The following is a 13,000-nucleotide window of genomic DNA, read 5'->3' as shown; positions in this document are numbered from 1 at the left end:
TAGTGACCGATCGCTTAAGGCTTGGCGCTGGAATACGGCGTTTAGCGCACGGTAAGGTTTTGCCAACAGGGTATGCCGAATTGGCCCAGCAGTTCTGCGGTTTCGCAGACAGGCAGGCCAACGACGGCAGAGTAGCTGCCATTGAGTCCGGCGACGAACACCGCCGCCAAGCCTTGGATAGCATAGCCGCCCGCTTTGTCCTGGGGCTCGCCGCTGTGCCAATAAGTGGTGGCTTCATCCGCTGAAATCTTGCGAAAGCGCACGCGGCTGCTGATCAGCCGCGTTTCGCAACGCTGGCCGTCAATCAGGGCAATAGCCGTCAGAACTTCATGTTCACGATCAGAAAGGGCCAGCAACATGGCCTGGGCGTCGGCCTGACCCACGGGTTTACCGAGGATTTGGCCATCGAGGATGACCGCGGTGTCGGCGCCCAGCACGCAGGTGCCAGCCGCATCGGCCAAGGCCGCACGACCGGCCGCAGCCTTGCCGCGCGCCAGGCGCTCTACGTAGGACGCAGGCGATTCATTGGTAAGAGGAGTTTCATCAATGGCGGCGCTGACGACGGTGAACGGCACACCGATCTGGGTCAGCAGTTCACGTCGCCTCGGGGAGCCCGAGGCCAGATAAAGCGAATTCATGCAGACTCTCCCTGTTGGGTTCGATAACCAGGCAGAGCCTCGCGATCCATTCAATTGATTTTATAGCGACGACGCAATCCACGCAGGCCGAAACTGATCCAGGGCCACAACAGCGCGCTGACCAGGGCGGGCAATACCAGCGCCAGGGTCGGTTGGCGATTGCCGGTCAAGGCACTGAGCCACAGTTGTACCAGCTGCGCCAGGCCGAAGATCACCAGGATCACCAGGCACTGCTGCCACATCGGGAACATGCGAAGGCGCTGCTGCAACGACAACACCAGGAAAGTAATCAGGGTCAGGATCAGCGCGTTCTGGCCCAGCAGCGTGCCGTAAAGCACGTCTTCCATCAGCCCGAGGCACATGGCCGTGACCATCCCGACCTTGTGGGGCAATGCCAGAGACCAGAAGGCCAGCAGCAAGGCGAGCCACAACGGACGCAGGATTTCCATGAATTGCGGCAGCGGCGAAACGCTGAGCAGCAAGCCGATGGCAAAGGTCAGCCAGACGATCCAGCCGTTACGCGAATGAGTACCGGCCATTATTCTTCCCTCTGCCGAGTGGTTGCCGGGGCCGCTGCCGGTGGCTTGGCGGCGGCGGGCGGTTTGGCAGCGGCAGGTGTTGCAGCCGCAGGCTTGGCCGGACGCGCGCTATGGGCCACCGGTTTGGCCGGGGTTGCGACAGGCGCGGCTGGGGTTGCCGGGGCGGCAGCCGGGGCGGCAGGTACAGCCGGCTTTGGCACGGTGGCCGGAATGATCGGCGCAGTGCCGTTTTGCTTGTCTTCCGCTTCCTGGGCCTGGGCGGCGTCGTTGGCGCGCTCTTCCGGGGTGCGGTTGTCGCTGAACACCAGCAGCAGGTAGCGGCTGCGGTTCAACGCGGCAGTCGGCACGGCGCGCACAATGGCGAACGGCTGGCCGGAGTCGTGGATCACTTCCTTGACCGTGGCGACCGGGTAGCCTGCCGGGAAACGCTGACCCAGGCCGGAACTGACCAGCAGGTCGCCTTCCTTGATGTCGGCGGTGTCTGCAACGTGGCGCAGTTCCAGGCGTTCCGGGTTACCCGTACCGCTGGCAATCGCCCGCAGGCCATTGCGGTTCACTTGCACCGGGATACTGTGGGTGGTGTCGGTGAGCAGCAGGACGCGGGACGTATAAGGCATCAACTCCACCACCTGGCCCATCAAGCCACGGGCATCGAGCACCGGCTGGCCAAGGACCACGCCGTCGCGCTCACCCTTGTTGATGATGATGCGATGGGTGAAGGGGTTCGGGTCCATGCCGATCAACTCGGCCACTTCGACCTTCTCGTTGACCAGCGCGGAAGAATTGAGCAACTCGCGCAGCCGAACGTTCTGCTCGGTGAGGGCCGCCAGCTTTTGCATGCGCCCCTGCAGCAGCAGGTTTTCGGTCTTGAGTTTTTCGTTTTCGGCCACCAGCTCGGTACGGCTGCCAAACTGGCTGGCCACACCCTGGTAAAGACGCTGCGGCAGGTCAGTGATCCAGTAAGTCTGCATCAGGACCAGCGACATCTGGCTACGCACCGGCTTGAGCAGTGTGAAGCGGGCATCGACCACCATCAGCGCAACCGATAGCACGACCAGCACCAACAGGCGCACGCCCAATGAGGGGCCTTTGGAGAAAAGCGGTTTAATAAGCCGCTCCTCCCGGGCAAATGTTTTCTTTATTCATACGGCATCAAACCGGCCTGGATGCAGATTGAAGAAGATAAACGCCAACAGGCAGCACTGCAAAGTGCTGCCTGTTGGCGAAGCATGGGCCAACCAGCAAAATCTTATTCGCTGGAGAGCAGGTCCATGGTGTGTTTATCCATCATTTCCAGTGCACGACCACCGCCACGGGCGACGCAGGTCAGCGGGTCTTCAGCGACGATCACTGGCAGACCGGTTTCCTGGGCCAGCAACTTGTCGAGGTCGCGCAGCAAGGCGCCACCACCGGTCAGTACCAGGCCACGCTCGGCGATATCGGAAGCCAGTTCCGGAGGCGATTGCTCCAGGGCGCTCTTCACAGCCTGAACGATGGTGGCCAGGGACTCTTGCAGAGCTTCCAGCACTTCATTGGAGTTCAGGGTGAAGGCACGTGGAACGCCTTCGGCCAGGTTGCGACCGCGAACATCCACTTCGCGAACTTCGCCGCCCGGGTAAGCGGTACCGATTTCCTGCTTGATGCGCTCGGCGGTGGATTCGCCGATCAGGCTGCCGTAGTTACGGCGCACGTAGGTGATGATCGCTTCGTCGAAGCGGTCGCCGCCAACCCGTACGGATTCGGCATACACCACACCATTGAGGGAGATCAGCGCGATTTCAGTGGTACCACCACCGATATCCACCACCATCGAACCGCGGGCTTCTTCAACCGGCAGGCCGGCACCGATCGCAGCAGCCATTGGCTCTTCGATCAGGAACACTTCACGGGCACCGGCACCAAGGGCCGATTCACGGATGGCACGACGCTCCACCTGGGTGGACTTGCACGGAACGCAGATCAGCACACGAGGGCTGGGCTGCAGGAAGCTGTTTTCGTGAACCTTGTTGATGAAGTACTGCAGCATCTTTTCGCAGACGCTGAAGTCGGCAATCACGCCATCCTTCATCGGACGAATGGCAGCAATGTTGCCCGGTGTTCGGCCAAGCATGCGCTTGGCCTCGGTGCCAACGGCAACGACACTTTTCTGATTACCATGGGTCCGAATAGCCACAACCGATGGCTCATTCAGGACGATACCGCGCTCGCGCACGTAAATAAGGGTGTTGGCAGTGCCCAGGTCGATGGAAAGATCGCTGGAAAACATGCCACGCAGTTTCTTGAACATGGGAAAGGGACCCTAGGCAACGCGTGGGTAAAAAAGTGCGGCAAACTCTAACAACGACAGGGATTTTGGGCAAGGCGCCAATGTGCTAAATTGGCCGACTTTCTGTGCACCAACCCCCACAATCGCGGCCATATGACCGTAGAAATGCGGTAGTGTTCCTACAATCTAACACACGGATAGCTTCCGTTCTGTTTTCCACTGGAGAATCCCATGGCGCTTGAACGCTCCGACGTGGAAAAAATCGCTCATCTGGCCTGCCTGGGCCTCAATGAAGCCGATCTTCCACAGACCACTGCAGCCCTGAACAGCATTCTCGGGCTGGTCGACCAAATGCAAGCCGTGAACACCGACGGCATCGAGCCCCTGGCTCACCCGCTGGAAGCCAGCCAGCGCCTGCGCGCCGACGTCGTGACCGAGCGCAATCATCGCGAGGCCTACCAGTCCATCGCGCCAGCGGTCGAAAACGGCCTGTACCTGGTTCCGAAAGTCATCGACTAAAGGGAAAGAGCCTGCAATGCATCAATTGACTCTGGCCGAGATCGCCCGCGGTCTCGCCGACAAAAAGTTTTCTTCCGAAGAGCTGACCAAGACCCTGCTGGCGCGTATCGCCGAGCTGGACCCTAAGGTCAACAGCTTCATCAGCCTCACCGAAGAGCTGGCCCTGAGCCAGGCCAAGGCCGCCGACGCCCGTCGCGCCAACGGTGAGAACGGCGCCCTGTTGGGTGCGCCGATCGCCCACAAAGACCTGTTCTGCACCCAGGGCATTCGCACCAGCTGCGGCTCGAAGATGCTCGACAACTTCAAGGCGCCCTATGACGCCACCGTGGTCGCCAAGCTGGCTGCTGCCGGGGCCGTGACCCTGGGCAAGACCAACATGGACGAATTCGCCATGGGCTCGGCCAACGAGTCGAGCTACTACGGCGCGGTGAAAAACCCGTGGAACCTTGAGCACGTGCCCGGCGGTTCGTCCGGTGGTTCGGCGGCAGCGGTTGCCGCTCGTCTGTTACCTGCCGCCACGGCCACCGATACCGGCGGTTCGATCCGCCAGCCGGCCGCTTTCACCAACCTCACCGGTTTGAAACCGACCTACGGTCGCGTTTCCCGCTGGGGCATGATTGCCTACGCCTCCAGTCTCGATCAGGGCGGCCCTCTGGCACGCACGGCTGAAGACTGCGCAATATTGTTACAAGGCATGGCAGGCTTCGATCCGCAGGACTCCACCAGCATCGATGAACCCGTGCCGGACTACAGCGCCAGCCTGAATACCTCGATCAAAGGCCTGCGCATCGGCGTGCCGAAAGAGTATTTCAGCGCCGGCCTCGACCCGCGCATCGCCGAACTGGTGCACAACAGCGTCAAGGCGCTGGAAAAGCTCGGCGCCGTGATCAAGGAAATCAGCCTGCCGAACAACCAGCACGCGATTCCTGCCTACTACGTGATCGCCCCGGCAGAAGCGTCCTCCAACCTGTCGCGTTTCGACGGCGTGCGTTTCGGCTACCGCTGCGAAAACCCGAAAGACCTCACCGACCTTTATAAGCGCTCCCGTGGCGAAGGTTTCGGCGTGGAAGTACAACGCCGGATCATGGTCGGTGCCTACGCCCTGTCCGCCGGTTACTACGACGCGTACTACCTCAAGGCGCAAAAGATCCGTCGCCTGATCAAGAACGACTTCATGGCTGCCTTTAATGAAGTCGACGTGATCCTCGGCCCAACCACGCCGAACCCGGCCTGGAAGATCGGCGCCAAGACCGGCGACCCGATCGCCGAGTACCTGGAAGACCTGTACACCATCACCGCCAACCTCGCCGGGCTGCCGGGCTTGTCCATGCCTGCAGGTTTCGTCGACGGTTTGCCGGTGGGCGTGCAACTGCTCGCCCCGTATTTCCAGGAAGGCCGCCTGCTCAATGTGGCGCACCAGTACCAGTTGAACACTGACTGGCACACTCGCACCCCTACCGGCTTCTGAGGAGAACACTATGCAATGGGAAGTCGTGATCGGGCTGGAGATTCATACCCAGCTCGCCACCCAATCGAAGATTTTCTCCGGTAGCGCCACCACGTTCGGCTCCGAGCCCAACACCCAGGCCAGCCTCGTAGACCTGGGCATGCCCGGCGTACTGCCGGTGCTGAACCAGGAAGCGGTGCGCATGGCGGTGATGTTCGGCCTCGCCATCGATGCCGAAATCGGCCAGCACAACGTGTTCGCCCGTAAAAACTACTTCTACCCGGACCTGCCCAAGGGCTACCAGATCAGCCAGATGGAATTGCCGATCGTCGGCAAGGGCTACCTGGACATCCCGCTGGAAGACGGCACCATCAAACGTGTCGGCGTGACCCGCGCGCACCTGGAAGAAGATGCCGGCAAGAGCCTGCATGAAGAATTCAACGGCGCCACCGGCATCGACCTGAACCGCGCCGGCACGCCGTTGCTGGAGATCGTGTCCGAGCCGGACATGCGCAGCGCCAAGGAAGCCGTGGCCTACGTCAAGACGATCCACGCGCTGGTACGTTACTTGGGGATTTGCGACGGCAACATGGCCGAAGGCTCCCTGCGTTGCGACTGCAACGTGTCGGTGCGGCCAAAAGGCCAGGCCGAGTACGGCACGCGCTGCGAGATCAAGAACGTCAACTCGTTCCGTTTCATCGAGAAGGCGATCAACACCGAAGTGCGTCGCCAGATCGAGCTGATCGAAGACGGCGGCAAGGTAATCCAGCAGACCCGCCTGTACGACCCGAACAAAGACGAAACCCGCGCCATGCGCAGCAAGGAGGAAGCCAACGACTACCGCTACTTCCCCGACCCGGACCTGTTGCCGGTGGTCATCGAGGACTCGTTCCTGGCTGACGTGCGCGCCACCCTGCCGGAGCTGCCGCCGCAAAAACGCGAGCGCTTCCAGGAGCAGTTCGGTCTTTCGGTGTACGACGCCAGCGTATTGGCCTCGAGCCGCGAGCAAGCCAACTACTTCGAAAAAGTCGTGAGCATTGCCGGCGACGCCAAACTGGCGGCCAACTGGGTGATGGTTGAGCTGGGCAGCCTGTTGAACAAACAGGGCCTGGAAATCGACGAAGCACCGGTGTCGGCCGAGCAATTGGGCGGCATGCTGCTGCGGATCAAGGACAACACCATCTCCGGCAAAATCGCCAAGACTGTGTTTGAAGCCATGGCCGCAGGCGAAGGCAATGCTGACGAGATCATCGAGAAGCGCGGCCTGAAGCAAGTCACCGACAGCGGCGCGATTTCGGCCGTGCTCGACGAGATGCTGGCAGCCAACGCCGAACAGGTTGAACAATACCGTGCAGCGGATGAAGCCAAGCGCGGCAAGATGTTCGGCTTCTTTGTCGGCCAGGCGATGAAAGCCTCCAAAGGCAAGGCCAACCCGCAACAGGTCAACGAACTGCTGAAAAGCAAACTCGAAGGCTGATCGCGGTCGTCTCACTGCGGGAGCCGGCTTGTGTGGGAGCTGGCTTGCTTGCGATAGCATCACCTCGGTGCACCTGAAAGACCGAGGCGCTTGCATCGCGGGCAAGCCCGGCTCCCACATTAAGCCGGTTTCCACATCACTTTCGGGGACACCTTGAATGAAGCGTCTACTCGGCCTGCTGGCCCTGTTCTCACTGCTCGCCGGCTGCGCCAGCGGCCTCATCGACCCCAACGGCTACGACGAAACCGGCACCGCCTCCTACTACGGCGCCAAACACCACGGCAATCGTACTGCCAGCGGTGAACCGTTCAACCAGAATGCCCTGACCGCCGCCCATCGTCGCCTGCCCTTCGGCACGCAGGTGAAGGTCACCAACCTCGACAACGACAAAAGCGTCATTGTCCGCATCAACGACCGCGGCCCGCACACCCGTGGGCGCCTGATCGACCTGTCACGCAAAGCCGCCGAACAGCTGGGAATGATCAGCAGCGGCACCGCACGCGTTCGCGTGCAAGCCCTCAGCAACTGACCCACGGAGCCCAGGCCATTTTCGGATTAACCGCCCTCTCGCTCTTTAGCGTGATCGAACTGATCAGCGGCCTGCTGCTGTTGATCATCGGCGCCGAAGTCCTGGTGCGCGCCGCCGTGCGCCTGGCCGCCAGCCTCAAGGTGCGACCACTGATCATCGGCCTGAGCATCGTCGCCTTCGGCAGCAGCGCGCCGCAGATAGCCATCAGCCTGCAAGCCACCCTCGCGGACAACACCGACATCGCCGTGGGCAGTGTGATCGGCAGCAGCATCTTCAACACCCTCGTCACCCTTGGCCTGGCGGCCCTGATCATTCCGTTGCGGGTCTCGCGACAACTGGTGCGCCTGGATATCCCGGTGATGATTTTCGCCAGCCTGCTGGTGTTCGTGCTCGCCGCCAACGAAGAGCTGACGCCGGCCGACGGCTTGTTACTGCTGGCGGCCCTGGTGGCCTACCTCGGCGTGCTGCTGTACCAGACCCGTCACTCCCGCCGCCCCCGCACCATTCACACCGTGGTGCAAGCACCCTGGCTGAGCAGCGTATTGCTGATGATCGGCGGCCTGTTGATCCTCGTCCTGGCCGGGCACCTGTTGCTGGGCGCCGCGGTGGACGTGGCCGAGGACCTTGGCCTGTCGGAACGCATCATCGGCCTGACGCTGATTGGCGTCGGCACTTCCCTGCCGTGCCTCGCCACCTCGTTGATCGCCGCCGTGCGCGGCCAGCGGGAAATTGCCGTGGGCAACGTGATCGGCAGCAACCTGTTCAACCTGCTTGGCGTGCTGGGTTTTACCGCGCTGGTGGCGCCCTCGCCGCTGTCAGTATCGCCCAACGCCCTGGATTTCGACCTGCCGGTAATGCTCGGCGTGGCTGCCCTGTGCCTGCCGGTGTTTTATTCGGGCTACCGGGTCACCCGGGCCGAAGGCCTGGTGTTCCTGGGGTTGTACCTGGTGTATGGGCTGCATGTGGTGTCGTTCACCTTCGGCATGCCGCTGGCCACCAAGCTTGAACAACTGATGCTGTATTACGTCCTGCCAGCGCTGGTGGCTTTCCTGTTGTTCACTTCGCTGCAAGCCTGGCGCCGCCAACACAAGAGGGAATCGCAATGACCGAACAGAAAAAACCCGGCGTTGAAATGCGCCGCCAGGTAATGGGTGATGTGTTTGTCGATCGAGCGCTGGGCAATGCCACCGAGTTCAGCCAGCCACTGCAGGATTTCGTCAACGAACATGCCTGGGGCAGTGTGTGGAATCGTGAAGGCCTGCCGCTGAAAACCCGCAGCCTGATCACCCTCGCGGCCTTGACCGCCCTCAAGTGCCCGCAGGAACTCAAGGGCCACGTGCGCGGCGCGCTGAACAACGGTTGCACCGTGGAGGAGATTCGCGAGGCGCTGCTGCATTGCGCGGTGTATGCCGGCGTGCCGGCGGCGATTGATGCCTTCCGCGCGGCTCAGGAAGTGATCGACAGCTACCAGAAAGACGCCTAGATCCAACCGCCCGCCTGCAACACGAAGATCCCGATATTCGTGGTCACCGCCGCCATCAAGGTGGTGATCACGATAATCGCGGCCGCCAACTCATGATTGCCCTCCGCCGCCCGCGCCATGACAAAACTGGCCGCTGCCGTGGGTGCGCCGAAATACAGGAACAGAATCCCCAGCTCCGGCCCGCGGAACCCCAGCAGCCACGCGCCAAGGGTGGCCAGCACCGGCAGCCAGATCATCTTCATCAGGCTGGCACTCAAGGCCATGTCGCCGCTTTTGCGCAATGCCGCCAGCGACAAAGTGCCGCCGATACAGATCAATGCCAACGGCAAGGTCATGTCCGCCAGATACTGCCCGGACGATTCCAGCCAGCCGGGCAAGCCAATCTGGAAATACGCGAAGGGCGCGGCCACGATCACGCTGATGATCAACGGGTTGGCCAGCACACTCTTGAAGATGCTCCACGGGTCGGACTTGATCACCGGGCTGTACACCGCCAGCACAATGGTCGACAGGGTGTTGTAGAACAGGATCACCAACGCGGCGAGCACCGCGCCGAGGGAAATCCCGTAGTCGCCGTACATGCTGGCCGCCAGTGCCAGGCCGATCACACCGTTGTTACCGCGAAACGCGCCCTGGGCATAGATGCCGCGGTCTTCCCGTGGGCAACGAAAGATCGCCCAGCCCCAGGCCAGGGCAAAGCTCAGCAGCGTGGCGACGGCAAAATAGATCAGCAGGCCCGGCTTGAGGGCTGAATGCAGGTCGGCGTGGAGAATCCCGAGGAACAGCAAGGCCGGCATGGTGACATTGAACACCAAGGACGAGGCGGTGTGGATAAAGTTGTCGTTGATCCAGTTGATGCGCTTGAGCAGGACACCCAGGAACAGCATGGCAAACACCGGCGCGGTGATATTCAGGGTTTGTAGGAAGATTGCCAGCATGCCGGGAAGAACCTTGGGTGAGCGTCGGTAGGTGGCTAATGATAAGCCACCTGGCGCGGGTTCGTCTGGAGCACACCGATCAAATGTGGGAGCTGGCTTGCCTGCGATGGCGTCGGTACAGCAAACATCATTGTTGACTGGCTCACCGCTATCGCAGGCAAGCCAGCTCCCACACAGTGCGCATCTGTCTCAGGTAATCGGCGCCGGGTTGAACAACGTAATGTCATTGTGCAGCTTGTGCTGCTCCGCCCACGTCTGTTTCTTGCCGCTGGCCACATCCAGATAGAAGTGGAACAGCTCCCAGCCCAGCTCTTCAATCGTCGCCCGCCCGGTGGCAATCCGCCCGGCGTCGATATCAATCAGGTCCGGCCAGCGCTGCGCCAGCTCGGTACGCGTCGAGACCTTCACCACCGGCGCCATCGCCAACCCATAGGGCGTGCCACGCCCGGTGGTGAACACATGCAGGTTCATCCCCGCCGCCAACTGCAACGTGCCGCACACAAAGTCACTGGCGGGCGTCGCGCAAAAAATCAGGCCCTTGCGATTGAACCGTTCGCCCGGGCCGAGCACCCCATTGATCGCACTGCTGCCCGACTTGACGATAGACCCCAGCGACTTCTCGACAATATTCGACAACCCGCCCTTCTTGTTGCCCGGCGTGGTGTTGGCGCTGCGATCCGCCTCGCCCTTGGCCAGGTAACGGTCGTACCAATCCATCTCCCGTACCAGCTCCCGGGCCACGTCCTGATTCTCGGCGCGGGAGGTCAGCAGGTAGATGGCATCGCGTACTTCGGTAACTTCGGAAAACATCACCGTCGCGCCCGCCCGCAGCAGCAGATCCGAGGCATAACCCAGCGCCGGGTTGGCGGTGATCCCGGAGAATGCATCGCTGCCACCGCACTGCATGCCGAGGATCAACTCCGACGCCGGTACCGTTTCCCGCCGGCGCAGGTCGAGTTTCTTCAGGCGGGTTTCGGCCAATTCCATGATCTGTTCGATCATTTCGGTAAAGCCGTGGCTGGAATCCTGCAACCGATACAGCCACGGCTCACTCAGATCAACCGAGCTGTCGTTTTCATGCATCACCTGCCCGGCCTGCAATTTCTCGCAACCGAGGCTGATCACCAGGGCCTCACCGCCCAGGTTCGGGTTGCGTGCCAGATTGCGCACGGTGCGAATCGGGATGTAGGCGTCGGTAGCCGTGATCGCCACACCACAGCCATAGCTGTGGGTCAGCGCCACCACGTCATCGACGTTGGGGTACTTGGGCAGCAACTCGTCCTTGATGCGTTTCACCGCATGGTCCAGCACCCCGGTGACGCACTGCACCGTGGTGGTGATGCCGAGGATATTGCGCGTGCCCACGGTGCCGTCAGCGTTGCGATAACCCTCGAAGGTGAACCCTTCCAGCGGTGCCTGGGCCTCGGGCACCTCGGTGGACAGCGGCAAGCTGTCCAGAGGCGGCGCCGTGGGCATGCGCAGTTGATCTTCCTGGACCCAACTGCCGCGGGGAATCGGGTGCAAGGCATACCCGATGGTCTGCCCATAGCGAATGATCCGACCGCCTTCGGGGATGTCTTCCAGGGTGACCTTGTGGCTTTGGGGAATGAAATCCACCGTCACCAGGCCGTCGGGAAACTCGGTCCCCGCCGGTACGCCCTGGTCGTTGACCACAATCACCACATTATCCAGCGCGTGCAAACGGATGGAGCGTGGCGAATCGGCATGTTCAATCAACTGCATGACGCGGGCCCCTTCAGGAATGCGCTTGGGAAAGTTTAGTCAGCTCAGGGCCGTTGGCCGGCGGCTCTTTGAGCACCACACGCTTGATCGGGCCGACGATCACCAGGTAGCTGAACACTGCCAGCAAGGCATTGGCACCGACGAACACCAGGGCCCATTTGAAGGAGCCGGTGGTGCTGATGATGTAGCCGATCACGATCGGTGTGCTGATGGACGCCAAGTTGCCGAACATATTGAACAAACCGCCACTCAGCCCGGCGATTTGTTTCGGCGAGGTGTCGGAAACAACCGCCCAACCCAGTGCGCCAACGCCTTTACCGAAGAAGGCCAGGGCCATGAAGCCCACCACCATCCATTCGATGTCCACGTAGTTGCACGCCACGATGCTACTGGAAATCAGCAGGCCGCCAATGATCGGCGCCTTGCGGGCGAAGGTCAGGGAATGGCCCTTGCGCAGCAGGTAGTCGGAAATCACCCCGCCCAATACGCCGCCGATAAAACCGCAGATCGCTGGCAACGAGGCGATAAAGCCGGCCTTGAGGATGGTCATGCCGCGCTCCTGAACCAGGTACACCGGGAACCAGGTCAGGAAGAAATAGGTAATGCCGTTGATGCAGTACTGGCCCAGGTACACGCCGAGCATCATGCGGTTGGTCAGCAACTGACGGATGTAATCCCACTTCGGGCCGTCGGTTTTCTTGTCTTTGCCCTTGTCCTGGTCCATGTCGACCATGGCGCCGTTGGCCGCAATATGCTGGAACTCAGCCTCATTGATCATCGGGTGCTGGCGCGGGCTGTGGATAACTTTCAGCCAGATCAGCGAGAACACAATGCCGATACCGCCCATCACCACGAACACGTGCTGCCAGCCGAAGGTGTAGACGATCCAGCCCATCAGCGGCGCAAACAACACGGTGGCGAAATACTGCGCCGAGTTGAAGATGGCCGAGGCCGTACCGCGTTCAGCCGTAGGAAACCAGGCCGCCACGATGCGGGCATTTCCGGGGAAAGATGGCGCTTCAGCCAGGCCCACCAGGAACCGCAGCATGAACAGCGCAACGATAGCGGTGGAGACACCGAACTCACCGACATAGCCTTGCAGCACGGTGAACAGTGACCAGGTGAAGATGCTCAGGGCGTAGACTTTTTTCGAACCGAACCGGTCCAGCAGCCAGCCGCCGGGAATTTGCCCGGCCACGTAGGCCCAACCGAATGCGGAGAAGATATAACCGAGGGTGACGGCGTCAATGCCGAGGTCTTTCTGCAGGCTGGAGCCCGCAATGGCAATGGTCGCCCGGTCGGCGTAGTTGATCGTGGTCACCAGGAACAGCATGAGCAGGATCAAATAGCGGACATGGGTCGGCTTGGTCGCTTGCATGAAAATGTACTCCCACTAATTATTTTTTTTGCGGGTAATCAAA

13 protein-coding genes are annotated in these 13,000 nt (G+C 61.3%); 6 read left to right on the top strand and 7 right to left on the bottom strand.

The genetic code is table 11. The annotated features are described in order from the left end of the window. Positions 1 to 41 precede the first annotated feature (41 nt). The 4 genes from HX875_RS12675 to mreB all read right to left on the bottom strand — a co-directional run bounded on the left by HX875_RS12675 (position 42) and on the right by mreB (position 3,464). Positions 42 to 638 (bottom strand): Maf family protein, encoded by a 597-nt coding sequence (locus tag HX875_RS12675; protein WP_177043436.1) that lies wholly within the window; start codon positions 636 to 638, stop codon positions 42 to 44. Positions 639 to 688: 50 nt separating this feature from the next. Then, positions 689 to 1,177, bottom strand: a complete 489-nt coding sequence (gene mreD, locus HX875_RS12670) for a rod shape-determining protein MreD (RefSeq protein ID WP_177043435.1) — start codon at positions 1,175 to 1,177, stop codon at positions 689 to 691. Further along, complete coding sequence (mreC, locus tag HX875_RS12665) at positions 1,177 to 2,286, bottom strand: rod shape-determining protein MreC (protein WP_177043518.1); 1,110 nt, start codon at positions 2,284 to 2,286, stop codon at positions 1,177 to 1,179. The genes mreD and mreC overlap by 1 nt, the downstream gene beginning before the upstream one ends. Positions 2,287 to 2,426: 140 nt before the next feature. Then, a complete protein-coding gene (mreB, locus tag HX875_RS12660; protein WP_002555108.1) occupies positions 2,427 to 3,464 on the bottom strand; it encodes a rod shape-determining protein MreB in 1,038 nt (345 codons plus the stop codon). A gap of 210 nt (positions 3,465 to 3,674) precedes the next feature. On the opposite strand from mreB, the gene gatC reads away from it, so the two are divergent. From gatC to HX875_RS12630, 6 genes are all read left to right on the top strand, one after another. Next, positions 3,675 to 3,962 carry an Asp-tRNA(Asn)/Glu-tRNA(Gln) amidotransferase subunit GatC gene (gene gatC, locus HX875_RS12655; protein WP_032860102.1) on the top strand — a complete coding sequence of 96 codons (288 nt, stop codon included), beginning with the start codon at positions 3,675 to 3,677 and terminating at the stop codon, positions 3,960 to 3,962. 16 nt (positions 3,963 to 3,978) lie between these two features. Continuing rightward, positions 3,979 to 5,430 (top strand): Asp-tRNA(Asn)/Glu-tRNA(Gln) amidotransferase subunit GatA, encoded by a 1,452-nt coding sequence (gene gatA / locus HX875_RS12650; protein WP_177043434.1) that lies wholly within the window; start codon positions 3,979 to 3,981, stop codon positions 5,428 to 5,430. Positions 5,431 to 5,440: 10 nt separating this feature from the next. Then, a complete protein-coding gene (gene gatB, locus HX875_RS12645; RefSeq protein WP_010170723.1) occupies positions 5,441 to 6,886 on the top strand; it encodes an Asp-tRNA(Asn)/Glu-tRNA(Gln) amidotransferase subunit GatB in 1,446 nt (481 codons plus the stop codon). Between the two features lie 157 nt (positions 6,887 to 7,043). Continuing rightward, positions 7,044 to 7,415, top strand: a complete 372-nt coding sequence (locus HX875_RS12640; protein ID WP_177043433.1) for a septal ring lytic transglycosylase RlpA family protein — start codon at positions 7,044 to 7,046, stop codon at positions 7,413 to 7,415. Positions 7,416 to 7,465: 50 nt separating this feature from the next. Next, entirely contained in the window at positions 7,466 to 8,521 is a 1,056-nt protein-coding gene (locus tag HX875_RS12635) for a calcium/sodium antiporter (RefSeq protein WP_177043432.1), read from the top strand. Next, positions 8,518 to 8,898 carry a carboxymuconolactone decarboxylase family protein gene (locus HX875_RS12630; RefSeq protein ID WP_003216068.1) on the top strand — a complete coding sequence of 127 codons (381 nt, stop codon included), beginning with the start codon at positions 8,518 to 8,520 and terminating at the stop codon, positions 8,896 to 8,898. The genes HX875_RS12635 and HX875_RS12630 overlap by 4 nt, the downstream gene beginning before the upstream one ends. Here the strand turns inward: HX875_RS12630 and HX875_RS12625 are convergent. The 3 genes from HX875_RS12625 to HX875_RS12615 form a co-directional block, all read right to left on the bottom strand. Next, positions 8,895 to 9,836: an AEC family transporter gene (locus tag HX875_RS12625; protein WP_177043431.1), complete on the bottom strand. Its 942-nt coding sequence runs from the start codon at positions 9,834 to 9,836 to the stop codon at positions 8,895 to 8,897. The two genes, HX875_RS12630 and HX875_RS12625, sit on opposite strands and share 4 nt — an antisense overlap. A gap of 189 nt (positions 9,837 to 10,025) precedes the next feature. Next, positions 10,026 to 11,579, bottom strand: a complete 1,554-nt coding sequence (gene garD / locus HX875_RS12620; RefSeq protein ID WP_177043430.1) for a galactarate dehydratase — start codon at positions 11,577 to 11,579, stop codon at positions 10,026 to 10,028. Positions 11,580 to 11,592: 13 nt separating this feature from the next. Next, the gene (locus tag HX875_RS12615) at positions 11,593 to 12,957 is read right to left on the bottom strand and encodes an MFS transporter (protein WP_177043429.1); all 1,365 of its coding nucleotides are present in this window, start codon (positions 12,955 to 12,957) and stop codon (positions 11,593 to 11,595) included. Positions 12,958 to 13,000 lie beyond the last annotated feature (43 nt).

The organism is Pseudomonas yamanorum, from assembly GCF_013386765.1.
Taxonomy (GTDB): Bacteria; Pseudomonadota; Gammaproteobacteria; order Pseudomonadales; family Pseudomonadaceae; genus Aquipseudomonas; species Aquipseudomonas yamanorum_A.
Note: the sequence above shows the minus strand (reverse complement) of the source record. Positions and strands in the feature narration are given on the sequence as shown.

Bases quoted from the DNA above. Each gene is read 5' to 3' on its own strand.
- gatA (WP_177043434.1), top strand. From the start codon at position 3,979: ATGCATCAATTGACTCTGGCCGAGATCGCCCGCGGTCTCGCCGACAAA.
- HX875_RS12625 (WP_177043431.1), bottom strand. From the start codon at position 9,836: ATGCTGGCAATCTTCCTACAAACCCTGAATATCACCGCGCCGGTGTTT.
- mreB (WP_002555108.1), bottom strand. From the start codon at position 3,464: ATGTTCAAGAAACTGCGTGGCATGTTTTCCAGCGATCTTTCCATCGAC.
- HX875_RS12615 (WP_177043429.1), bottom strand. From the start codon at position 12,957: ATGCAAGCGACCAAGCCGACCCATGTCCGCTATTTGATCCTGCTCATG.
- mreD (WP_177043435.1), bottom strand. From the start codon at position 1,177: ATGGCCGGTACTCATTCGCGTAACGGCTGGATCGTCTGGCTGACCTTT.
- HX875_RS12630 (WP_003216068.1), top strand. From the start codon at position 8,518: ATGACCGAACAGAAAAAACCCGGCGTTGAAATGCGCCGCCAGGTAATG.
- garD (WP_177043430.1), bottom strand. From the start codon at position 11,579: ATGCAGTTGATTGAACATGCCGATTCGCCACGCTCCATCCGTTTGCAC.
- gatB (WP_010170723.1), top strand. From the start codon at position 5,441: ATGCAATGGGAAGTCGTGATCGGGCTGGAGATTCATACCCAGCTCGCC.
- HX875_RS12675 (WP_177043436.1), bottom strand. From the start codon at position 638: ATGAATTCGCTTTATCTGGCCTCGGGCTCCCCGAGGCGACGTGAACTG.
- HX875_RS12640 (WP_177043433.1), top strand. From the start codon at position 7,044: ATGAAGCGTCTACTCGGCCTGCTGGCCCTGTTCTCACTGCTCGCCGGC.
- gatC (WP_032860102.1), top strand. From the start codon at position 3,675: ATGGCGCTTGAACGCTCCGACGTGGAAAAAATCGCTCATCTGGCCTGC.